Raw genomic sequence first — 22455 nt, 5'->3', positions numbered from 1 at the left:
AAAACAATATGCCAGCTGCGAGAGTGCTGGAACCGGTAGACAGGCACGTTTGAGGTGCGTGTGACAACAGTCGTGGGAGTTCAAGTCTCCTCTCTCGCACCACGCCGGAGCAAAGTTCGCTTTGCTCCGGCGTTTTTTAATGCCATTGGGCAAAAAAACGCCGTCCGTCCTTCGTTCTTATTATGTTTTCCCCGTTTTGGCCGAAATCATTAGTAGAGGAACCCCTGCCGTTTGATCTCCATAAATCATCATGCGCTTTTTGCGCAGCAAAAAAACGGACCGAAGGGAGGCTGTCCAAATGAAATTGGGTCAAGCGCAGAAAATCGCACGCACACAGCTGGACTGGCTTCGGCAGAGAAAACAGGAGCTGACCCAGCTGCTGAAGGATGGACCCGCCGCCGGCGGCAGCTTTGACCGGGTGGAGCTGTCCAAGGCCCTGTCTGCCGTCGAAGAGGAGTACGACCAGACCAGCGCCATCGCGCAACAGCTGTCGGCCTGGAACACCAACATTCAAAACGCCGAAATCGCCCGGCAGCAGGGCGAGGCCATTGCCGAGGAAGCCGAAAACCTCATGAAGATTCTGGAGGTGTTCCGGCGGATTGCCAAGGGGGACCATGTGCCGCCCGTGGATGAAAACAAGCTGATGGAATACAGCATGGAGATGTACACGGCCGCCAAAAACATGGCCCTGATGAACCGCAACGCCGAGGGGGAGGACCACGATTCCCTCTGGGGCGACGAGGAAGCGGAGGAAACGCCGGTGGACCCGGCGGAACTGGCCGACCAAACGGAGGTGGGCAACCCGGTCCCGCCGGTGCGTTCGTCGGACCTTCCCGACCTGTCGGCCGACGGCGGCTGACGCCCGAAACCCTCCAAAACAGAACTGCCAAACTGCCAACCGCGTCGGAGCCTGTGGCCCCGGCGCGGTTATTTTTTTGTGAAAACTGCTGTTGACAGACGGCGTCATCGTTGCCTATAATAATATGACATGTAAATAATTATATAGTTGCGAAGGAGATGTACCAGTTTGGAGAAAGTAAAGCGGTATTTGGTGTTTTTGGTGGGATTGTTTGTCAACTCCCTGGGAGTCAGTCTGATCACCCGGGCGGACCTGGGCACGTCGCCCATTTCGTCCATCCCCTATGTGCTGAGTTTGAATTTCCCCTTGACGCTGGGCGAGTTCACCAGCGTGTTCAGTTTGGTGCTCATTGCGTTGCAGCTGTTGATCCTGCGGAAAAACTTCAAGCTGGAGCATTGGCTGCAAATCCCGATTTCTGTGGCCTTTGGATATTTTATCGACCTGACCACCGCCATGCTGGGCGATTTCCGGCTGACGGCGTATCCGGCGCAGTTCGGCTTCCTGCTCTTTGGCTGCGTGGTTCTGGGCGTGGGCGTCTATCTGGAGGTGCTGCCCAATGTGGCCATGCTGCCCGGCGAGTCCTTTGTCCGCGCTGTCTGCACCACCTGGAATCGGGAATTCGGCGCCACGAAAATCGCCTTTGACGTCTCCATGGCGGTCATCGCCGCTGTGCTGTCCTTTGTGTTTGCCGGACACCTGGAGGGGGTTCGCGAGGGCACCGTGGTGGCGGCCCTTCTGGTGGGTTTCATCGCCCGGCAGCTGAACAAGCGCCTCAGCGGCCTGCCCAACCGGCTCTTTGCCACGGCGCCGGCCCAGGGCTGAAATACGGAAAAAAAGACGCCCCGGCGGGCGTCTTTTTTTGTTGCTTACAGGGTATAGGCCGGGCGGATATACCGGGCGGAGGAGTCGGGGGCCGGGCGCATCCGGATGCCGGAGACAATGCCCACGGCGGCGAAGGTGGTCACCAGGGAGGAACCGCCGTAGGAGATAAAGGGCAGCGTCAGGCCGATGACGGGGAAGACGCCCATGCACATGCCGGTGTTGACGATGATCTGAAACATAAACGTGGCGGCAATGCCGATGCAGATCAGCCGGTTCATATAGCTGCCGGATTTGACGCCCACATAGATGCAGCGCAGGACGATGGCGGTCAGCAGCAGCAGCACCAGCAGACAGCCCACCATGCCCAGCTCCTCGCCGATGGCGGAGAAGACAAAGTCCGTATGCTGGGCGAAGAGAAGACCGCCGGTCTGGGTTCGGGAACCGTGGAACAGTCCCTGTCCCGTCATGCCGCCGCCCTGGAGGGAGGCCAGGCTGTTGAGGGTGTGCCAGCGGACGGAAGCGCCCTGGGGGTCGATGGTGGGGTCGAAGATCATCAGAATCCGGTTTTTCTGATAGTCCTGCATAAAGCGGGTCCAGATGATGGGGGTGGCCACGGCCAGGCCCGCACCGGCGGCGGCGAACCAGCCCAGGTTGACGCCGCCCACATAGGCCATGAAAATAAACGCGATGACATAGGGCAGGGCCACGCCGGCGTCGCTGGAAGCCGCCAGAATCAGCGCCACATTGATGCCCAGAATGGCCACCATCTGCCCCACGGACCGGAACGAGGAAACTTTGTTCCGGTAGATGCTCATGGTTTTCGCCAATACAATAATAAAGGAAATCTTACAGATTTCGCCGGGCTGGATGCTGAAGGGCAGCCAGGAGAACGCCAGCCAGCTGCGGTTGCCGGTGCCGCCGTCGGTACCCCAGATAAACAGGGTACTGAGAAACAGAATGTTGAAAATCATGAGGATTTCCCGTCGCTCGGCCAAAATATCAACATCGATGAAGGAAAAGATCACATAGAGACCGACGCCGATGAGCATTGCCAGGGTCTGCACCAGTACGAGACGGGTGGTACCCATATAGGCGGTGGTACTGGCCACGATGACAATGCCGAAGATACTGGCCGCCAGACACAGGCCCAGCAGCAGCAGATCGGCCTTTCGGAAAAATTCCTGGGAGAGGGTCAGGAGCTTGCGCAAATCGGAGTGCTCCTCCTTTCTTTGGGTTGCTATCACAATATTATATCAGTATGTCCGGCGGATGTAAACAAAAACCGCCGGGATTTTTGTTGTGGTTGCACAGTCCGTCAAATAGTGGTATGATAACAGATACAACGCGGCTGCTGGAGATAGCCGCCAGGAAATCCGGGAAGGAGATCACCATGGTGCAACGGAATGCGCCCATCGGGGTATTTGACTCCGGTCACGGCGGCATCAGCGTCCTGCGGGAACTGGTGCGCCGGATGCCCTGTGAGGACTTTTTATATTTTGGAGATTCGGCCAACGCCCCCTATGGTCCGCGGACCACGGAATCGGTGCAGGAGCTGACCATGGCCGCCGCCCAGCGGCTGCTGGACGCCGGGTGCAAGGCCCTGGTGGTGGCCTGCAATACGGCCACGGCGGCGGCCATCGATCTGCTGCGGCAGCGGTACGACCAGATTCCCGTGGTGGGCATCGAACCGGCCCTGAAGCCGGCGGTGCTGGAAAACGACCACCCCCATGTGCTGGTCATGGCCACGGAGATGACGCTGCGGGAAGAGAAATTCCACCGGCAGATGGAATCCTATCGGGACCGGGCGGAGATCTACCGGCTTCCGGCTCCCGGCATCGTGGAGAGCGTGGAGCAGGGGAGAGTGGACGGCCCGGAGCTGGAAGCGTATCTGCGGGACATTCTGCGGCCCTATGAGACGGTACCCATTACGGCGGTGGTCCTGGGATGCACGCATTTTCCCTTTGTCCGGGGGGCCATCGAGCGGTGCATGGGCCATCCGGTCACCATCTACGACGGCGGCCCCGGCACGGCCCGGGAGACCCGGCGGCGGCTGGAGCGGGCGGACCTGCTGACGGACCGGACCACGCCGGGCCGGGTGGAGCTGACCAACAGCCGCCCCGAGGCCGTGGCACTGTCCAGACGGCTGCTGGAGCTCTGAACCGTCCGGGGCGGTCTGAAAAAATTGTGAGAGGGATTGGAAAGGAAGGAATGGGATATGAGTCACACGAGCGTTATGGACAAGCTGCTGTCCGTCCTGCTCCACAATGGCACCATGGCAGCGTTTGTGGTGCTGTTTGCCGGGTCCGCGATCACCATGGTGTTTGAGCGGAAGCGTCTGTCTGCCGGGCGGAAGAAACTTTTGATTGCCCTTCTTTGCATTTCCGCCGTCTATCTGATCGTTGTGGCAGTTTGCATGATCGGCTTTGCAAGCCCCGGGAATCCTCCGGTCCCTGTGGAACCGTAACATGGCATAAAAGGAACAGGCCGCCGTCTCCACCCCAGCGAGGGTGGCGGACGGCGGCCTGTTTCGTCCATAAAACACAAAAAACAGCCGCAGATTGCGCCTGTTTTTTCTCCACATCCTGTTGACACCCGGTTTCAGACATGTTAGAATAGATATCCATAATGCCTGATTATGCCCAGTGCCCCAATCTTTTGCTTTGCGTGGGTAGTATACCACAGCGTGGCGGCGGAATCAAGGCGCGTTGGGATAAATTCAACAACGCATCCGGGCGTATCAAAAACGGACGGAAACTACCACCGGCCCGCGGGCCGAGAGAAAGGCTGTGATGATTCATAATGGAGATGGTCAAGGACGTATACTTTGGCAAAACTCTGCGTAAGAGCTACTCCAAGCACAAGGACATCCTGGAGATCCCCAACCTGTTGAAGATCCAGAAGGATTCCTTTGAGTGGTTCCTCAAGGAAGGATTGCGGGAGGTCTTCAAGGACATCGACACCATTACCGACTACTCCGGCAACCTGGAGCTGTCCTTCCTGGACTACAGCATGGACGAAAAGCCCAAGTACACCGTGGAGGAGTGCAAGGAGCGGGACGCCACCTACGCCAAGCCCATCAAAATCCGGGTGCGCCTGCGCAACAAGGCCGCCAACACCATCAAGGAGCAGGAAATCTTCATGGGCGATTTCCCCCTGATGACCAACGGCGGCACCTTTGTCATCAATGGCGCCGAACGCGTTATCGTCTCCCAGATCGTCCGCAGCCCCGGTATGTACTACGGCGATATTGTGGACAAGGCCGATATCCACAGCTACACCGCCACGGTCATTCCCTACCGCGGCGCCTGGCTGGAGTATGAGACCGACGCCAACGACGTGTTCTATGTCCGCATCGACAAGAACCGCAAAATCCCCATCACCTGCCTGATCCGCGCCCTGGGCGTGGAGAGCGAGGGCCAGATCAAGGAGCTGTTCGGCGAGGACCCCCGCATCATCGCCACCCTGGAGAAGGACACCTGCCACACCCGGGAGGAGTCCCTGCTGGAGATCTACCGCAAGCTGCGCCCCGGCGAGCCTCCCACGGTGGAGAACGCCGAGTCCTACATGGACGCCCTGTTCTTCGACGCCCGCCGCTACGACGTGTCCAAGGTGGGCCGCTACAAGTTCAATAAGAAGATGGACATCTGGAGCCGTCTGGCCGGTCAGACCCTGGCCGCGCCTGTGGCCGACCCCATGACCGGTGAGATTCTGTTCATGGACGGCAAGACCCTGACCCGGGAGGAGGCCCAGCAGATCTCCGCCCGCGGCGTCAACGAGGCGTTGCTGAACATCGACGGCCGCATCGTCAAGGTCTTCTCCAACGGCATGGTGGACATGAAGAACTTCGTGGACTTCGATCCCGCCGAGTACGGCATCCGGGAGAAGGTCTGCTTCCGCGTCCTCAAGGAGATGCTGGAGACCGTCCCCGCCAACGGCTGGAAGGACGCCATTGAAGAGCGCCGGGACGACCTGATTCCCAAGCACATCACTAAGGACGACATCCTCGCTTCCATCAACTACCTCAACTGCATGGTCTACGGCGCCGGTACCACTGACGACATCGACCACCTGGGCAACCGCCGCCTGCGCTGCGTGGGCGAGCTGCTCCAGAACCAGTTCCGCGTGGGCTTCACCCGCCTGGAGCGCGTCATCCGCGAGCGTATGACCACCCAGGAGCAGGACAAGACCACGCCCCAGCTGCTCATCAATATTCGTCCTGTGACGGCGGTCATCAAGGAGTTCTTTGGCTCCTCCCCCCTGAGCCAGTTCATGGACCAGAACAACCCCCTGGCCGAGCTGACCCACAAGCGCCGTCTGTCCGCTCTGGGCCCCGGCGGTCTGAGCCGGGAACGCGCCTCCTTCGACGTCCGCGATATCCACTACAGCCACTACGGCCGTATGTGCCCCATCGAGACGCCTGAAGGTCCCAACATCGGCCTGATCAACTATCTGGCCTCCTTCGCCAAGATCAACGAGTACGGCTTCATCGAAGCCCCCTACCGCAAGGTGGTCAAGAACGAACACGGCTGCTTCGTCACCGACGAGGTGGACTACATGACCGCCGACGTGGAAGACGATTTCTATGTGGCCCAGGCCAACGAGCCCCTGGACGAGAACGGCTGCCTGGCCAACAAGCGCATCATCTGCCGTCACCGCGACGAGATCACCGCGGTAGACCGGGAGGTTATCGACTATATCGACGTCTCCCCCAGAATGATGACCTCCGTGGCAACCGCCTTTATCCCGTTCCTCCAGAACGACGACGCCAACCGCGCCCTGATGGGCGCCAATATGCAGCGCCAGGCCGTGCCCCTGCTGGTCACCGAGGCCCCCGTGGTCGCCACCGGCATCGAGCACAAGTGCGCCGTGGACTCCGAAGTGTGCCTCAAGGCCAAGGGCCCCGGCACCGTCACCAAGGTGTCCGCCGACGAGATCACCATCCGCTACGACAACGGCAATGTGGCCACCCAGCGGCTGACCAAGTTCGCCCGGTCCAACGCCGGTACCTGCGTCAATCAGCGCCCCATTGTCTCTGTGGGCGACCGGGTGGATACCGAACAGATCATTGCCGACGGTCCCTCCTGCTCCCAGGGTGAGATCGCCCTAGGCAAGAACGTCCTCATCGGCTTCCTGACCTGGGAAGGCTACAACTACGAGGACGCCATTCTCCTCAACGAGCGGCTGGTCCGCGAGGACGTCTTTACCTCCATCCACATCGAGGAGTATGAGACCGAGTCCCGCGACACCAAGCTGGGCCCCGAAGAGATCACCCGCGACATTCCCAATGTGGGCGAAGATACGCTGAAGGACCTGGACGAGAACGGCGTCATCCGCATCGGCGCCGAGGTCACCTCCGGCGACTATCTGGTGGGTAAGGTCACCCCCAAGGGCGAGACCGAGCTGACCGCCGAGGAGCGGCTGCTCCGCGCCATCTTCGGCGAGAAGGCCCGCGAGGTCCGCGACTCCTCCTTGAAGGTGCCCCACGGCGAGAGCGGCATCATTGTCGATGTGAAGGTCTTCACCCGTGAAAACGGCGATGAAATGTCCCCCGGCGTCAACAAGGTGGTCCGCGTCTATATCGCCCAGAAGCGTAAGATCTCCGTGGGCGACAAGATGGCCGGCCGTCACGGCAACAAGGGCGTTGTCTCCCGCGTTCTGCCCGAGGAGGATATGCCCTTCCTGCCCGGCGGCACCCCCCTGGATATCGTGCTGAACCCCCTGGGCGTGCCGTCCCGTATGAACATTGGTCAGGTGCTGGAGGTCCATCTGGGCTACGCCGCCCGGACCCTGGGCTGGAAGATCGCTACGCCCATCTTCTCCGGCGCCACCGAAAACGACATCCACGAGACCCTCAAGATGGCCGGTCTGGCCCGCGAGGTGGGCGTGGACGAAACCCTGACCGGCAAGGAGCTGTATCTGGCCGGCGAGGGCGAGGTCCCCGAGGGCGGTCTGGCCAAGGAGGCTCTGCGTCCCCTGACCGCCGAGGAAAAGGCCGACCTGACCCAGCTGAAAGCCTGGCAGCAGGAGGGACGGCTCCGCGTGGCCGACGGCAAGAGCGTCCTCTACGATGGACGCACCGGCGACGCCTTCGACAACCGCGTTACCGTCGGTTACGTCTACTTCCTCAAGCTCCACCACCTGGTGGACGATAAGATTCACGCCCGCAGCACCGGCCCCTACTCCCTGGTTACCCAGCAGCCCCTGGGCGGCAAGGCCCAGTTCGGCGGCCAGCGCTTCGGCGAGATGGAAGTCTGGGCCCTGGAGGCCTACGGCGCGGCGTACACGCTGCAGGAAATCCTCACGGTCAAGTCCGACGACGTGACGGGCCGTGTCAAGACGTATGAAGCCATCGTCAAGGGCCACAACGTGCCCAAGCCCGGTGTGCCTGAATCCTTCAAGGTTCTGGTCAAGGAGCTCCAGTCCCTGTGCCTGGATATCCGCGTTCTGGACGAGGAGGGCAACGAGATCGAGCTGAAGGACGAGGACGAGGACGAGATCAGCTACGGCGGCCACGAGACCTATGTGGCCGACGAGAACGAGGCTACCGGCGCCGGTTACGAAGTCGCCGATGCCGAGGACGCCCTGGGCGCCGGTCAGGCTGCCGCCGGTCTCTTCGACAGCGCCGACGACGGCGAGGAGGAAGACGACCTGGCCGGGGACGACGACGACCTGTTTGCTGACGAGGACATCCCCTTCGACAGCATGGATGATGAGATGTAAGGAGGAGTGATACGATGAGCTACGCAACCTTTGACGCCATTAAAATCGGTATTGCTTCACCGGAACAGATCCGTCAGTGGTCCTTCGGCGAGGTGAGAAAGCCGGAGACCATCAACTACCGGACCCTCAAGCCCGAGCGGGACGGCCTGTTCTGTGAAAAGATCTTTGGCCCCACCAAGGACTGGGAATGCCACTGCGGCAAGTACAAGAAAATCCGCTATAAGGGTAAGATCTGCGACCGCTGCGGCGTCGAGGTCACCAAGAGCAAGGTGCGCCGCGAGCGCATGGGCCACATTGAGCTGGCCGCCCCCTGCTCCCATATCTGGTATTTCAAGGGCATTCCCTCCCGCATGGGTCTGCTGCTGGATATCAGCCCCCGGATTCTGGAGAAGGTCCTGTACTTTGCCTCCTATATCGTCACCGATCCCGGCGACTGCCCCCTGACCAAGTACCAGATCCTCAGCGAAAAAGAGTACCGCGATATGCGGGAAAAGTACGAGGATGACTTCAAGGCCGCCATGGGCGCCGAGGCCATCAAGGAACTGCTGGAGGAAATGGACCTGGATCAGCTGTCCGAGCAGCTGCGGGGCGAGCTGAAAAACGCCGCCGGTCAGAAGAAGCTGAAAATCATCAAGCGTCTGGAAGTGGTGGAATCCTTCCGCATGTCCGACAACAAGCCGTCCTGGATGATTATGGACGTGCTGCCGGTCATCCCCCCCGAGCTGCGCCCCATGGTGCAGCTGGACGGCGGCCGCTTCGCCACCTCCGACCTCAACGACCTGTACCGCCGGGTCATCAACCGGAACAACCGTCTGAGACGGCTGATCCAGCTCAACGCCCCCGACATCATCATCCGCAACGAAAAGCGGATGCTCCAGGAGGCCGTGGACGCCCTCATCGACAACGGCCGCCGCGGTCGTGCCGTCACCGGCGCCAACAACCGCGCCTTGAAGTCCCTTTCCGATATGCTGAAAGGTAAGCAGGGCCGCTTCCGTCAGAACCTGCTGGGCAAGCGCGTTGACTATTCCGGCCGTTCCGTTATCGTCGTCGGCCCCGAGCTGAAGCTGTACCAGTGCGGTCTGCCCAAGGAAATGGCCATTGAGCTGTTCCGGCCCTTCGTCATGAAGAAGCTGGTGGAGGACGGTCCCGCCACCAACATCAAATCCGCCAAGAAGATGATCGACAAGGGCCAGACCGAGGTTTGGGACGCCCTGGCCGAGATCATCAAGGACCGCCCCGTTATGCTGAACCGTGCGCCGACCCTGCACCGTCTGGGCATCCAGGCCTTTGAACCGGTGCTGGTGGAGGGCCGCGCCATCAAGCTGCACCCCCTGTGCTGCACCGCCTTCAACGCCGACTTCGACGGCGACCAGATGGCCGTTCACGTCCCCCTGTCCGCTGAGGCCCAGGCCGAGGCCCGGATGCTGATGCTGTCGGCCAACAACCTGCTGCGTCCCCAGGACGGCAAGCCCGTCACCGTACCCACCCAGGATATGATTCTGGGTACCTACTACCTGACCTACGTCAAGGAAGACGAGCCCGGCGCGGGCAAGGTGTTCTCCTCGCCCGACGAGGCCATGCTGGCCTACAATGAGAAGGTCGTGGGCATCCACGCCCCCATCAAGGTCCGGGTGGAAAAGGAGATCAACGGTGTCAAGCAGCACAAGATCATCGACGCCACCGTGGGCCGTCTGATCTTCAACGAGCCCCTGCCCCAGGACCTGGGCTTCGTGGACCGTTCGGACCCCGACAAGCTCTTTGACCTGGAGGTTGGCTTCACCACCGGTAAGAAGCAGCTGGGCCAGATCATCGACAAGTGCATCCGGGTCCACGGCTTCACCATCGCCACCGAGACGCTGGACAACCTGAAAGCCCTGGGTTACAAATACTCCACCCGCGGCGCCATCACCGTTTCCATCGCGGATATGACCATCCCCGAGAAGAAGTACACCCTCATTGCCGACGCCGAGGAAAAGGCCGTCAAGATCGACCGCCAGTACAAGCGCGGCTTTATCACCAATGAGGAGCGCTACCGCCTCGTGGTCTCCCAGTGGGAGCAGACAATCAAGGACGTCACCGACGCCCTGCAGGAGGGTCTGGACCGCTACAACCCCATCTTTATGATGGCCGACTCCGGTGCGCGTGGTAGTATGAACCAGATCCGCCAGCTGGCCGGTATGCGCGGCCTGATGGCCGACACCACGGGCCGTACCATCGAAATCCCCATCAAGGCCAACTTCCGTGAAGGTCTGTCTGTCCTGGAGTACTTCATCTCCTCCAGAGGCGCCCGTAAGGGCATGACCGATACGGCTCTGCGTACCGCCGACTCCGGTTACCTGACCCGCCGCCTCGTCGATGTCTCCCAGGATGTCATCATCCGCCAGAAGGACTGCGGCACCACCGACGGTATCTGGGTGGGCGAAGTGGTGGAGAAGGGCCAGGTCATCGACACCTTCGGCAACCGTATCCGCGGCCGCTATCCCGTCAACGACATTGTGGACCCGGTCACCGGCGAACTGCTCCATCCCAAGACGAAGCTCATGCAGCCGGAGGACGCCGACCTCTTCGAGAAGCACGGCATCCACAAGGTCTATATTCGCACCGTCCTGGGCTGCAAGGCCCGCAGCGGCGTCTGCGCCACCTGCTACGGCGTCAACCTGGCCACCTCCGAGGAAGTCAACCTGGGCGAAGCCGTCGGCATCATCGCCGCCCAGTCCATCGGTGAGCCCGGTACCCAGCTGACCATGCGTACGTTCCACACCGGCGGCGTCGCCGGTGACGATATCACCCAGGGTCTGCCTCGAGTCGAAGAACTGTTCGAGGCCAGAAAGCCCAAGAAGATGGCCACCATCTCCGAAATCTCCGGCCGTGTGGACATCGACGAGAGCCACCGCACCGCCCTCCGCGGCATCACCGTCACCAGCGAGGAGACCGGCGAGGTCAAGGAGTATCAGGTGCCCTATTCCGTGGGCCTGCGGGTCCAGAACGGCCAGCATGTCAACAAGGGCGACCGCATCACCGACGGCGCTTTGAGCCCCCACGATGTGCTGCGGATTTCCGGTCTGGAGGCCGTACAGGACTACCTGACCCAGGAAGTTCAGGCCGTGTACCGTCAGCAGGGCGTTGACATCAACGATAAGCACATTGAAGTCATCATCCGTCAGATGCTCCGCAAGGTCCGCGTGGAGGACCCCGGCGACACCGATATGCTCACCGGCACCGTGGTGGACGTCATGGAGTTTGACGACGCCAACGCCAAGGTCCAGGCCCGCATCGATGCCGGCGAGACGGACCTGAAGCTGGCCAAGAAGGAACTGATCCTCATGGGTATCACCAAGGCCTCCCTGGCCACCGAGTCCTTCCTGTCCGCCGCCTCCTTCCAGGAGACCACCAAGGTCCTCACCGAAGCCGCCATCAAGGGCAAGGTGGACCACCTGGTGGGCCTGAAGGAGAACGTCATCATCGGTAAGCTGATCCCCGCCGGCGCCGGTCTGGCCGCCTACCGGGACTTCCAGCTGGGCATCCACCCCGAGTCCGAGGTCACCGATGAGATGATCGACAACGAGGCGCTGTAATACGAGTTTCTCATTCACAATGGGTATCCGGAAAAGCCGGATACCCATTGTTTGTATCGGTTGCATCCGCCGGGCGGGGGTGGTACAATGGCTCCATCTGGACACTTGTCCGGCAATGGAGCGAAAGGAGTGTAACCTGTGAAAAAACTGGTTGTGTATTCGGGGGCGGACCGGCTCCCGTCGGGACGGGCCGCCGGCGGCATCACCGATGGATGTATGGTATTGGAGGGCGGCGCGTTCCGAGGCGTCTATACCTCCGGCGTCCTGGACGCCCTCATGGAAGCGGGCATCAATCTCCAATGCACCATCGGCGTTTCCGCCGGGGCCATGAACGGTATCAACTATGTGACGGGGCAAATCGGCCGCAGCGCCCGGATCAATCTCCGGTACCGCAGGGACCCGCGGTATGTGGGGCTCCATGCCTACCGGGGCAATCGGGGCATCATCGGTTTTGATTTCCTCTTTGGCGCGTACGACAAGCAGGACCCCCTGAGCTGGGGGGCGCTGGACCGGAACGGCCGCCGGTTTGTGGCCGTGGCGTCCAACTGCCGCACGGGAGAGACGATGTACTTCGAGCGGGACAACTGCACCGATCTGCGCAAGGCCATCCAGGCGTCGGCGTCCATGCCCTATGTGTCCCGGCCAGTGCTGGTGGACGGCGTGCCCTGTCTCGACGGCGGCTGCACCGACAAACTGCCCTTTGGGTGGGCGCTGCGCAGTGGCTACCGGAAGGTGGTGGTGGTGCGGACCCGGCCCGACGACTACCGGAAACCCATCCGGGAGCGGTCGGCCCGCTGGGCCCAGCGGGTGTATCAGGACTATCCGGCCTTTGCCAAGGCCCTGGGAGAGTGCGACCGGAACTACAACCGCCAGTGCGACACGCTGGAACGGCTGAAGCGGCAGGGGAGAGTCTTTGTCATCAGCCCCTCCGAACCGGTGACCATCAGCCGGTTGGAAAAGGACATGGAAAAGCTGGGGCGGCTCTACCGCCTGGGCTATGAGGACGCCCGCCGCCGGCTGGACGCCCTCCGCGCCTATCTGGCATAAGGGCTGCCGGACCTTGCCCCACGCGCCGCGCCGGTCCCCACGGGAGGAATGGGGGAAAGGGTTCTGCAAAAAATGAAAAAAGTTCTGATTTTTTCAAAAAATATCATTGACGAATTTCTCGGATTCTGTTATAATCACGAACAGTGTGGTCTATGAGCGCCACACGCCGTTTTTGGAGGTGTCGAGAGTGCTCGAAGAACTGAAAACGGGCTCGACCGTCGTGGGCCTCAAGCAGCTGCGCAAGGTCCTCAAGGACGGCACCGTGCAAAAGGTGTTCCTGGCCAGAAACGCCGAGCCGCGTCTGGTCGAACCCATCGAAGCCCTCTGCCGGGAAAAAGACGTTCCCTGCATTTGGGTGGACACCATGGCCCAGTTGGGTACCGCCTGCGGTATCGACGTGGGCGCCGCGGCCGCGGCACTGCTGTGAGCCGTCAATTTTTTGGTCCCAACGGAATATCTTAGGATATTTCGGGATAAAATACTAGCCGGAACCACCGGCCAGCAAGTTCAGAAAGGAGGAAAATCATGCCTACGTTCAACCAGTTGGTCCGCAAGGGCAGAGAGCAAGTTTCCTACAAGTCCACGGCCCCCGCACTGCAGAAGGGTCTGAACACCCTGAAGAACAAGTCCACCGACCTGTCCGCTCCTCAGAAGAGAGGCGTCTGCACCGCCGTCCGTACCACGACCCCCAAGAAGCCCAACTCCGCTCTGCGTAAGATCGCCCGTGTGAAGCTCACCAATGGATATGAGGTTTCCGCTTATATCCCCGGCGTCGGCCACAACCTGCAGGAGCACTCCGTCGTCCTGATTCGCGGCGGCCGTGTCAAGGACCTGCCCGGCGTTCGTTACCACATCATCCGCGGCACTCTGGATACTCAGGGTGTGCAGAACCGTATGCAGGCCCGTTCCAAGTACGGCGCCAAGAAGCCCAAGGCCGGCAAGAAGAAGTAATTCTTTTTCCGCCCACTAAACTTTGCAATTCCCAAACGCCTTGTCGCGAGGCAATGCCTTGCCAGTCGTTTTTTATTGATATAAAAAACCTCTCGGCAGGCACCTACGGAAGGGGAAAGCCCTTTCGGAGTACCTATGAAATCATTCTATGAAGGAGGGAAGCGACGTGCCCAGAAGAGGTAATGTTCCCAAGAGAGAAGTTCTTCCGGATCCCATGTACAACTCTGTCCTGGTGACCAAGCTCGTCAACAGCATCATGCTGGACGGCAAGAAGGGTGTTGCTCAGAAGGTTGTTTACGGCGCCTTCGGCATCATCGAGGAGAAGAGTGGCAAGAGTGGTCTGGAAGTGTTCCAGGAAGCCATGGAAAATATCATGCCCACCCTGGAAGTCAAGTCCCGCCGCGTCGGCGGCGCCACCTATCAGGTCCCCATCGAGGTGCGGCCTGAGAGACGTCAGACCCTGGGTCTGCGCTGGCTGACCAATTACAGCCGCGCCCGCAGCGAAAAGACCATGAAGGAGCGTCTGGCTGCTGAGATCATGGACGCCAGCAACAACACCGGCGCATCCGTGAAGAAGCGTGAAGATACCCACAAGATGGCCGAGGCCAACAAGGCCTTCTCCCATTTCCGTTGGTAAAGGAGCTAGTTCATGGCTAGAGAGTACTCCCTGGAAAAAACGAGAAATATCGGCATCATGGCCCACATCGATGCCGGTAAGACCACGACGACCGAGCGTATTCTGTACTACACCGGCGTCAACTACAAGATCGGCGAGACCCATGACGGCACCGCCACCATGGACTGGATGGAGCAGGAGCAGGAGCGTGGTATCACCATTACCTCCGCCGCTACCACCTGCTTCTGGAAGGGCAACCGCATCAACATCATCGACACCCCGGGCCACGTGGACTTCACCGTTGAGGTCGAGCGTTCCCTGCGTGTGCTGGACGGCTCTGTGACCGTCCTGTGCGCCAAGGGCGGCGTCGAGCCCCAGACCGAAACCGTCTGGAGACAGGCTGACAAGTACCACGTCCCCCGTATGGTGTACGTCAACAAGATGGACATCCTGGGCGCCGACTTCTACAACGTTCTGAAGATGATGGACGAGCGTCTGAAGTGCAACGCCGTGCCTGTCCAGCTGCCCATCGGTGCAGAGCAGTTCTTCAAGGGCGTTGTGGACCTGATCAAGATGAAGGCATTCGTCTTCTATGATGATCTGGGCAAGGACGTCCGCGAGGAGGAGATCCCCGAGGAACTGGTGGACCTGGCCAACGAGTACCGCGAAAAGCTGCTGGAGGCCGTGGCCGACCAGGACGAGAACATCATGATGATGTTCCTGGAGGGCGAGGAGATCCCCGAGGACATGATCAAGTCCGCCATCCGCAAGGCCACCATCGCTGTCAAGATGGTTCCCGTGTGCTGCGGTACTTCCTACCGCAACAAGGGTGTGCAGGAGCTGCTCGACGCCATCGTCGATTTCATGCCCTCCCCCCTGGATATTCCCCCCATTGACGGCGTCAATCCCGATACCGGCGAAGACGATCACCGTGTCGCAGACGACAAGGCTCCCTTCTCCGCTCTGGCCTTCAAGATCGCCACGGACCCCTATGTCGGTAAGCTGTGCTTCTTCCGTGTGTACTCCGGTACCCTGAAGTCCGGCAGCACCGTGCTCAACTCCACCAAGAACAACAAGGAGCGCATTGGCCGCATCCTGCGGATGCACGCCAACCACCGCGAGGACATCGACATGGTGTACTCCGGCGACATCGCCGCCGCCGTTGGTCTGAAGAACACCACCACCGGCGATACCCTGTGCGATGAGGCCCATCCCATCATCCTGGAGTCCATGGAGTTCCCCGAGCCTGTTATCCGCGTTGCCATCGAGCCCAAGACCAAGGCCGGTCAGGAGAAGATGGGCATCGCTCTGGCCAAGCTGGCCGAAGAAGACCCCACCTTCCGCACCTACACCGACGAAGAGACCGGTCAGACCATCATCGCCGGTATGGGCGAGCTCCATCTGGAGATCATCGTCGACCGTCTGCTCCGTGAGTTCAAGGTCGAGGCCAACGTCGGCGCTCCGCAGGTCGCCTACAAGGAGACCATCCGCAAGAGCGTTGAGCAGGATACCAAGTACGCCCGTCAGTCCGGCGGTAAGGGCCAGTACGGTCACGTCAAGATCCGTGTGGAGCCCAACGAGTCCGGCAAGGGCTACGAGTTCGTCAACGCTGTTGTCGGCGGCGCCATTCCCAAGGAGTATATCCCCGCGGTCGACGCCGGTATTCAGGGCGCCATGGCTGCCGGTGTTCTGGCCGGCTATCCCGTGGTCGACGTCAAGGTCACCCTGTACGACGGCTCCTACCACGAGGTCGACTCCTCTGAAATGGCCTTTAAGATCGCCGGTTCCATGGCCTTCAAGGAGGCCATGCGCAAGGCCCAGCCCGTGATCCTGGAGCCCATCATGAAGGTCTCCATCATCGTCCCCGACGATTACATGGGCGACGTCATCGGCGACGTTTCCGCTCGCCGCGGCAACGTTCTGGGTATGCTGCCCCGCGGCAACGCCCAGCAGATCGATGCCAACATCCCCCTGTCCAACATGTTCGGTTACGCTACGGACCTCCGCAGCCGTACCCAGGGCCGTGGACAGTACGCCATGGAGCCCAGCCATTATATTGAGCTGCCCAAGTCCCTGCAGGACGAGCTCATTGCGAAGCGCGCCAAGGCTTAAATGATACTTGTCATACGCCGCAAAATGGTGTATGATACAGATATGCATGCTATTCCCATACTCTAATGAGAATTCACCCGAAACACAAGGAGGATTTTTTCAATGGCTAAGCAGAAATTTGAAAGAACCAAGCCTCACGTCAACATTGGCACCATCGGCCACGTTGACCACGGCAAGACCACTCTGACCGCTGCCATCACCAAGTGGCTGTCCATGCAGGGCAAGGCTCAGTTCGAGGACTACGCCAGCATCGATAAGGCTCCCGAAGAGAAGGAGCGCGGCATCACCATCAACACCGCTCACGTTGAGTACGAGACCGACGCCCGTCACTATGCTCACGTTGACTGCCCCGGCCACGCCGACTATATCAAGAACATGATCACCGGTGCTGCTCAGATGGACGGCGCTATCCTGGTTATCGCCGCTACCGACGGCCCCATGGCTCAGACCAAGGAGCACATCCTGCTGGCCCGTCAGGTCGGCGTGCCTGCCATTGTTGTCTTCCTGAACAAGTGCGATCAGGTCGACGACGAGGAGCTGCTGGAGCTGGTTGAGATGGAAGTCCGCGAGACCCTGTCCTCCTACGAGTTCCCCGGCGACGACATCCCGATCATCAAGGGTTCCGCTCTGAACGCTCTGATCTCCGAGTCCAACGATCCCAACGCTCCCGAGTTCGCTTGCATCAAGGAGCTGATGGACGCTGTCGACAACTATATCCCCACTCCCGACCGTAAGGCCGACATGCCCTTCCTGATGCCCGTCGAGGACGTCTTCACCATCTCCGGCCGTGGCACCGTTGCCACCGGTCGTGTGGAGCGCGGCGTCATCAAGAAGAACGAGACTGTCGAGATCGTTGGTCTGGCTGAGGAGTCCAAGTCCACCGTTGTCACCGACATCGAGATGTTCCACAAGCTGCTGGATTACGCTGAAGCCGGCGACAACATCGGCGCCCTGCTGCGTGGTGTTGACAAGAAGAGCATCGAGCGTGGTCAGGTTCTGGCCAAGCCCGGCTCCATCAAGCCCCACACCAAGTTCGTTGGCCAGGTTTACGTCCTGTCCAAGGAAGAAGGCGGCCGTCATACTCCCTTCTTCAACAACTATCGTCCTCAGTTCTACTTCCGTACCACCGACGTGACCGGCATCATCTCCCTGCCCGAGGGCGTTGAGATGTGCATGCCCGGCGATAACGTCGACATGAACGTTGAGCTGATCACCCCCATCGCCATCGAGAAGGGCCTCCGCTTCGCTATCCGCGAGGGCGGCCGTACCGTTGGTTCCGGTGTCGTTATCGACATCATCGAGGACTAATTTGTAGCCCTGAGGGCCGGAAGCATTGCTTCCGGCCCTTTTTCTTTTGGCAAACGATTGTATTTACAGGTAATATCGTGTAAAATAACTTAGATATGGACGCGGTGCGGCTGCACCGCCGGCCCCCCTCCGGCATAGAATGAGACGGCACGGACTGTGCCCAACATGGTAAGGGGAGGGGTACGTATGATGGGACAGATGGCGGTAGCCATTCTGGCCACGGCCGGGCTGCTGCTGGCCCTTTGGCTCTGGATGGGGCGGCTGCTGCTGCCGCTGGCTGGGGAGACGGTATTTGTGGTCTACCGGGGCCGGGACGATGCCCCCGATCTGGAGCAGACGGTTCACAGCTTTGAATGGCTCCACGACACGGGGCTGGTCCGGACGGAACTGGTCATCGAGGACCACGGTATGGCCCCGGCGGCCCGCCGCCGGGCCGAGACCCTGGCCCGACGGCATGAGTACATCCGGTGGTTGGGACCCACGCAGACAGAACAGGTGAGGTGTGAAGGTGGAAGTACAGCAGGAGATGATACGCGGGAGCGTGTCGGCCATCGTCTATCAGAATGAGGAAAACGGCTATGCCGTGCTGCGGTTCGACACCGAGAGCGGCGAGACCATCACCGTAGTGGGCACCATCCCCATGACCAACGTGGGAGAACGGCTGGTGGTGGCCGGTAAATGGAGCCGCCATCCTTCCTACGGCCGTCAGTTTGAGGCGGAGTTTCTGGAACGGCTTATGCCGGAATCGGCTTCGGGCATCCAGGCGTTTCTGTCGTCCCGCGCCGTCAAGGGCATTGGCGCCGTCATGGCCAAGCGCATCGTGGAGGCCTTCGGCGTCCATGCCCTGGACGTCATCGAAAACGACCCGGAACGGCTGGCAACCCTGCCCGGTATTTCGGAAAAAAAGGCCCAGGAGATGAGCCGCTCCTTTCGCCGTCAGGTGGGCATCCGACGGCTCATTGAATTTCTGTCGGCCCACAATCTGCCTACGGAACTGGCATTGCGGCTCTACCGGGTCTATGGCGAAATGGCTGTGGACGCCATCCGGGACGACCCCTATCTGCTGACCGACAGCTTTTTCGGCGCCACCTTTGGACAGGTGGACCACTTCGCCATCTCCCTGGGCGTGGACGGCGCCGACGAGCGGCGGGTGGAGGCGGGCATCTGCTTTGAATTGAGCCACAACCTCAACAACGGCCATGTGTTTCTTCCGCGCAACAAGCTGGCCGCCGCCACGGAGGGATTGCTGGGTCTGGACCGGGCCACCATCGACGAGGGCTTTCTGCGGCTCCAGGAGCAGGGGAGAATTGCCCTGGACCGGCTGGCCGATATGGATATCTGCTATCTGCCGGAGCTGTACGAGGCCGAGGTCTATGTGGCCCGGCGGCTGCGGGACATGGTGGACGACGCCCCCAAGCTGCCGGTGGATTTGGCCCGGCTCCTGGGCGAGGTCCAGGCCAACCGGAAAATTGCCTATGCCCGCCAACAGCTGGAAGCCATCACCGCCGCCGCCGAGCACCGGGTGGTCCTGGTCACCGGCGGCCCCGGCACCGGTAAAACCACGACCCTGGACGGCATCCTCGATCTTTTCGACCGGATGAAATTGAAATCCCTGCTGGCCGCCCCCACGGGCCGGGCCGCCAAACGGCTCAGCGATTTGACGAGGCGGGAGGCGTCCACGATTCACCGGCTGCTGGAGGCCCAGTTTGACCCGGAAAGCGGGGCCATGGTCTTTACCCACAATGAGGACGACCCCTTGGATGTGGAGGCCGTGGTGGTGGACGAGACCTCCATGGTGGATTTGCAGCTGATGCAATCCCTGCTGCGGGCGTTGCCGCCCCGGTGCCGTCTGGTGCTGGTGGGGGACCCGGATCAGCTGCCGTCGGTGGGACCGGGCAACGTTTTTTCCGATCTCATCCGCAGCGGCGTCCTGCCCATGGTGCGGCTGACGGAGATTTTCCGACAGGCGAGAGAGAGCCTGATCGTCATGAATGCCCACGCCGTCAACCAGGGCCATCTGCCCCAGCTGACCGTTAAGGACCGGGATTTCTTTTTCCTCAAGCGGCGGACGGCGGAAGCGGTGGTGGATACCATCTGCGACCTGTGCGACCGGCGGCTGCCGGAAAATATGGGCATTCCTCCGGCGGAAATTCAGGTGTTGTCGCCCACCCGCAAGCAGGAGACGGGCACCGTCAACCTGAACAAGCGGCTCCAGGCGGTGCTCAATCCCCCCACCCCCAACAAGGCCGAACGCCAGCGGGGCGAAACCGTGTTCCGGGAGGGGGACCGGGTCATGCAGATTCGCAACAATTACGACATTGTCTGGAAGCGCACCGACGGCCTGGGCAGCGGCGTCGGCGTCTTCAACGGCGATATGGGCGTTATCACCACCATCAACCACAGCACCGAGACGCTGACGGTGGTTTTTGACGACGACCGGACCGCCGCCTATGAGTTTGATATGCTGTCGGAGCTGGAATTGGCCTACGCCATGACGGTACACAAGAGTCAGGGCAGCGAATACCGGGCCGTGATTCTGACGGCCTGGAGCGGTTCGCCGTACCTGCTGAGCCGCAGCATCCTCTATACGGCCATCACCCGGGCCAGACAGATGCTGATTATTGTGGGCGATGAATCGGTCATTGCCCAGATGACGGCCAATGACCGCCAGCAGCGCCGGTACAGCGGATTGAAGCTGCGCTTGCAGCAGCGGGAGCCGGAGGCATGAAGTTCCATCCCGTAACGGTCCTGCTGGACCTGATCTATCCGCCCAAGTGCGTCCTCTGCGGAAAGCTGCTGACGCGGCATCAGCGGGAGTTCTGCGACAGCTGCCGCAAGACCCTGCCGGTGTGCGATGAAAAACTCCAGCGTACCGCCGTGTTTGACGGCGTCACGGCGGCCCTGTGGTACCAGGGCACGGTTCGGGCGTCCATTCTCCGGTACAAGTTTTCCGGCCGGAGCCACTATAGCCGCTGTTACGGCCGCCTGCTGGCCGCGGCCTGTGTCCGGCTGCCCCTGGAGAATGTGGACGCCGTCACTTGGGTACCGGTGAGCCGTCGCCGCCGTTGGCGGCGGGGCTATGACCAGTCGAAGCTGCTGGCGGTGGCTTTGGCCAAGGCGTTGGACAAGCCTCTGGTATCCACGCTCCGCAAGACAAAACACAATCCGCCCCAATCCACCTTGACCACGCCGGAGGCCCGGCGGGCCAATGTGCTGGGCGTTTACACCGCTGTGGACCGCGCGGCGGCCGGAAAACGGCTGCTGCTGGTGGACGATGTCTGGACCACCGGCGCCACGGCTACAGAGGCGGGCCGGACGCTGCTGCTGGCAGGGGCCGACACCGTCTGGATGGCCGCGCTGGCCAGAAGCCGAGAATTTAAGGAAAATGAACAGGTGAAGCCATGTTAAAGTTATCACACGATCTGGGAATCGATCTGGGCACGGCCAACGTGCTGATCTATGAGGCCGGAAAGGGCATCGTGCTCCGGGAGCCGTCGGTGGTTGCCGTGGACAAAAACACCGGTAAGGTGTTGCAGGTGGGCGCCGCCGCCAATAACATGCTGGGCCGCACCCCCGGCAATGTGGTGGCATTACGGCCTCTGCGGGAGGGCGTCATCTCCGACTACGAGATGACGGAAAAGATGCTGACACAGATGATCAAAAAGGTCACGCGGTTTGCCTTTGTCAAGCCCCGTGTGGTGGTCACGGTCCCCAGCGGCATCAGCGAGGTGGAGGAACGGGCCGTCATCCAGGCCACCATGGAGGCCGGCGCCCGGCGGGTGTACCTGATCGAGGAACCCTTCGCCGCCGCCCTGGGCGCCCAGATGAATCTGGACGACCCCGGCGGACACCTGGTGGTGGACATCGGCGGCGGTACCACCGACGTGGCTGTGGTGACCATGAATAATGTGGCGGTGTCCTCGTCCCTGAAGGTGGCGGGCCAGTCCTTTGACGAGCAGGTGATTCGTTACGTCCGCCGCCGGTTCAATGTGCTGCTGGGCCCCAACGCCGCCGAGGAATTGAAAATCGCCATCGGCTGTGTCTACGAGCGGGGGCAGAACGTCAGTATGCGCTCCAAGGGCCGGGACCTGAAAACGGGCCTGCCCAAAGAAGTGGAGGTCAGCTCCGCCGAGCTGTACGAGGTCTTTAAGCGCCCGGCCCGGCAGATCGTGGATGAGATTCTGGCGGTGATGGAGCAGACCTCGCCGGAGCTGGTGGCCGATATCTCCCAGAACGGCATCACCCTCACCGGCGGCGGCAGTCAGCTGTGGGGCTTTGCCCAGCTGATTATGGAGCGGACCGGCATTCCCTGTTCCCAGGCCGACGACGCCGACTCCTGCGTGGCCCTGGGCTGCGGCAAGAGTCTGCGGTGGATCAAGCAGATGCAGGAGGGCACCATCAATCTGGCCCGCAAAAAGCTGTTGCAGGAATAACGGCGGGGACAG

At 60.9% G+C, this 22455-nt stretch carries 17 protein-coding genes and 1 tRNA gene; 17 read left to right on the top strand and 1 reads right to left on the bottom strand.

Annotation, left to right across the window (positions count from 1 at the left end):
• Nucleotides 1–17: 17 nt before the first annotated feature.
• The 3 genes from ACTQ33_RS01690 (at nucleotide 18) to ACTQ33_RS01680 (ending at nucleotide 1681) form a co-directional block, all read left to right on the top strand.
• Nucleotides 18–102: transfer RNA gene (locus ACTQ33_RS01690), tRNA-Leu, on the top strand.
• Nucleotides 103–298: 196 nt separating this feature from the next.
• Nucleotides 299–859 carry a hypothetical protein gene (locus tag ACTQ33_RS01685; protein ID WP_441461586.1) on the top strand — a complete coding sequence of 187 codons (561 nt, stop codon included), beginning with the start codon at nucleotides 299–301 and terminating at the stop codon, nucleotides 857–859.
• 168 nt (nucleotides 860–1027) lie between these two features.
• Nucleotides 1028–1681, top strand: a complete 654-nt coding sequence (locus tag ACTQ33_RS01680) for a YczE/YyaS/YitT family protein (protein WP_441461584.1) — start codon at nucleotides 1028–1030, stop codon at nucleotides 1679–1681.
• 44 nt (nucleotides 1682–1725) lie between these two features.
• On the opposite strand, the gene ACTQ33_RS01675 is transcribed toward ACTQ33_RS01680, so the two are convergent.
• Nucleotides 1726–2889, bottom strand: a complete 1164-nt coding sequence (locus ACTQ33_RS01675; protein WP_441461582.1) for an FtsW/RodA/SpoVE family cell cycle protein — start codon at nucleotides 2887–2889, stop codon at nucleotides 1726–1728.
• A 182-nt stretch (nucleotides 2890–3071) separates the two neighbouring features.
• Between ACTQ33_RS01675 and murI the strand changes: the two genes are divergently transcribed.
• From murI to ACTQ33_RS01605, 14 genes are all read left to right on the top strand, one after another.
• Nucleotides 3072–3839 (top strand): glutamate racemase, encoded by a 768-nt coding sequence (gene murI, locus ACTQ33_RS01670; RefSeq protein ID WP_441461580.1) that lies wholly within the window; start codon nucleotides 3072–3074, stop codon nucleotides 3837–3839.
• 57 nt (nucleotides 3840–3896) lie between these two features.
• Nucleotides 3897–4145: a hypothetical protein gene (locus ACTQ33_RS01665; protein WP_441461579.1), complete on the top strand. Its 249-nt coding sequence runs from the start codon at nucleotides 3897–3899 to the stop codon at nucleotides 4143–4145.
• A 341-nt stretch (nucleotides 4146–4486) separates the two neighbouring features.
• The gene (gene rpoB / locus ACTQ33_RS01660; RefSeq protein WP_441461621.1) at nucleotides 4487–8401 is read left to right on the top strand and encodes a DNA-directed RNA polymerase subunit beta; all 3915 of its coding nucleotides are present in this window, start codon (nucleotides 4487–4489) and stop codon (nucleotides 8399–8401) included.
• 14 nt (nucleotides 8402–8415) lie between these two features.
• Nucleotides 8416–11976 carry a DNA-directed RNA polymerase subunit beta' gene (gene rpoC / locus ACTQ33_RS01655; RefSeq protein WP_441461577.1) on the top strand — a complete coding sequence of 1187 codons (3561 nt, stop codon included), beginning with the start codon at nucleotides 8416–8418 and terminating at the stop codon, nucleotides 11974–11976.
• A 138-nt stretch (nucleotides 11977–12114) separates the two neighbouring features.
• On the top strand, nucleotides 12115–13023 hold the full coding sequence (locus ACTQ33_RS01650; RefSeq protein ID WP_441461575.1) for a patatin-like phospholipase family protein: 909 nt from the start codon (nucleotides 12115–12117) through the stop codon (nucleotides 13021–13023).
• A 187-nt stretch (nucleotides 13024–13210) separates the two neighbouring features.
• Entirely contained in the window at nucleotides 13211–13450 is a 240-nt protein-coding gene (locus tag ACTQ33_RS01645; RefSeq protein ID WP_441461573.1) for a ribosomal L7Ae/L30e/S12e/Gadd45 family protein, read from the top strand.
• Between the two features lie 98 nt (nucleotides 13451–13548).
• Nucleotides 13549–13974, top strand: a complete 426-nt coding sequence (gene rpsL / locus ACTQ33_RS01640) for a 30S ribosomal protein S12 (protein WP_441461572.1) — start codon at nucleotides 13549–13551, stop codon at nucleotides 13972–13974.
• A gap of 166 nt (nucleotides 13975–14140) precedes the next feature.
• A complete protein-coding gene (gene rpsG, locus ACTQ33_RS01635) occupies nucleotides 14141–14611 on the top strand; it encodes a 30S ribosomal protein S7 (protein WP_441461570.1) in 471 nt (156 codons plus the stop codon).
• A 12-nt stretch (nucleotides 14612–14623) separates the two neighbouring features.
• Nucleotides 14624–16702 (top strand): elongation factor G, encoded by a 2079-nt coding sequence (fusA, locus tag ACTQ33_RS01630; RefSeq protein WP_441461568.1) that lies wholly within the window; start codon nucleotides 14624–14626, stop codon nucleotides 16700–16702.
• 102 nt (nucleotides 16703–16804) lie between these two features.
• Complete coding sequence (tuf, locus tag ACTQ33_RS01625; protein ID WP_441461566.1) at nucleotides 16805–18010, top strand: elongation factor Tu; 1206 nt, start codon at nucleotides 16805–16807, stop codon at nucleotides 18008–18010.
• A gap of 186 nt (nucleotides 18011–18196) precedes the next feature.
• Complete coding sequence (locus tag ACTQ33_RS01620; protein ID WP_441461565.1) at nucleotides 18197–18577, top strand: hypothetical protein; 381 nt, start codon at nucleotides 18197–18199, stop codon at nucleotides 18575–18577.
• Nucleotides 18537–20738 carry an SF1B family DNA helicase RecD2 gene (recD2, locus tag ACTQ33_RS01615; RefSeq protein WP_441461563.1) on the top strand — a complete coding sequence of 734 codons (2202 nt, stop codon included), beginning with the start codon at nucleotides 18537–18539 and terminating at the stop codon, nucleotides 20736–20738. Before ACTQ33_RS01620 ends, recD2 begins: the two co-directional genes overlap by 41 nt.
• A complete protein-coding gene (locus tag ACTQ33_RS01610) occupies nucleotides 20735–21418 on the top strand; it encodes a ComF family protein (protein WP_441461561.1) in 684 nt (227 codons plus the stop codon). Before recD2 ends, ACTQ33_RS01610 begins: the two co-directional genes overlap by 4 nt.
• Nucleotides 21412–22443, top strand: a complete 1032-nt coding sequence (locus ACTQ33_RS01605; protein WP_441461560.1) for a rod shape-determining protein — start codon at nucleotides 21412–21414, stop codon at nucleotides 22441–22443. The genes ACTQ33_RS01610 and ACTQ33_RS01605 overlap by 7 nt, the downstream gene beginning before the upstream one ends.
• The last annotated feature ends 12 nt before the right edge of the window (nucleotides 22444–22455 follow it).

It is taken from the genome of Candidatus Avoscillospira sp. LCP25S3_F1, assembly GCF_052117125.1.
Taxonomy (GTDB): Bacteria; Bacillota; Clostridia; order Oscillospirales; family Oscillospiraceae; genus Avoscillospira_A.
The sequence above is the reverse complement of the archived record's forward strand: the minus strand, read 5'-3'. Positions and strand labels throughout refer to the sequence as shown.

Excerpts from the sequence above, each read along its gene's own strand:
- ACTQ33_RS01665 (WP_441461579.1), top strand. The coding sequence starts at position 3,897 with ATGAGTCACACGAGCGTTATGGACAAGCTGCTGTCCGTCCTGCTCCAC.
- recD2 (WP_441461563.1), top strand. The coding sequence starts at position 18,537 with ATGATACGCGGGAGCGTGTCGGCCATCGTCTATCAGAATGAGGAAAAC.
- murI (WP_441461580.1), top strand. The coding sequence starts at position 3,072 with ATGGTGCAACGGAATGCGCCCATCGGGGTATTTGACTCCGGTCACGGC.
- ACTQ33_RS01685 (WP_441461586.1), top strand. The coding sequence starts at position 299 with ATGAAATTGGGTCAAGCGCAGAAAATCGCACGCACACAGCTGGACTGG.
- rpsL (WP_441461572.1), top strand. The coding sequence starts at position 13,549 with ATGCCTACGTTCAACCAGTTGGTCCGCAAGGGCAGAGAGCAAGTTTCC.
- rpoC (WP_441461577.1), top strand. The coding sequence starts at position 8,416 with ATGAGCTACGCAACCTTTGACGCCATTAAAATCGGTATTGCTTCACCG.
- fusA (WP_441461568.1), top strand. The coding sequence starts at position 14,624 with ATGGCTAGAGAGTACTCCCTGGAAAAAACGAGAAATATCGGCATCATG.
- rpoB (WP_441461621.1), top strand. The coding sequence starts at position 4,487 with ATGGTCAAGGACGTATACTTTGGCAAAACTCTGCGTAAGAGCTACTCC.
- ACTQ33_RS01610 (WP_441461561.1), top strand. The coding sequence starts at position 20,735 with ATGAAGTTCCATCCCGTAACGGTCCTGCTGGACCTGATCTATCCGCCC.
- ACTQ33_RS01620 (WP_441461565.1), top strand. The coding sequence starts at position 18,197 with ATGATGGGACAGATGGCGGTAGCCATTCTGGCCACGGCCGGGCTGCTG.
- ACTQ33_RS01605 (WP_441461560.1), top strand. The coding sequence starts at position 21,412 with ATGTTAAAGTTATCACACGATCTGGGAATCGATCTGGGCACGGCCAAC.
- tuf (WP_441461566.1), top strand. The coding sequence starts at position 16,805 with ATGGCTAAGCAGAAATTTGAAAGAACCAAGCCTCACGTCAACATTGGC.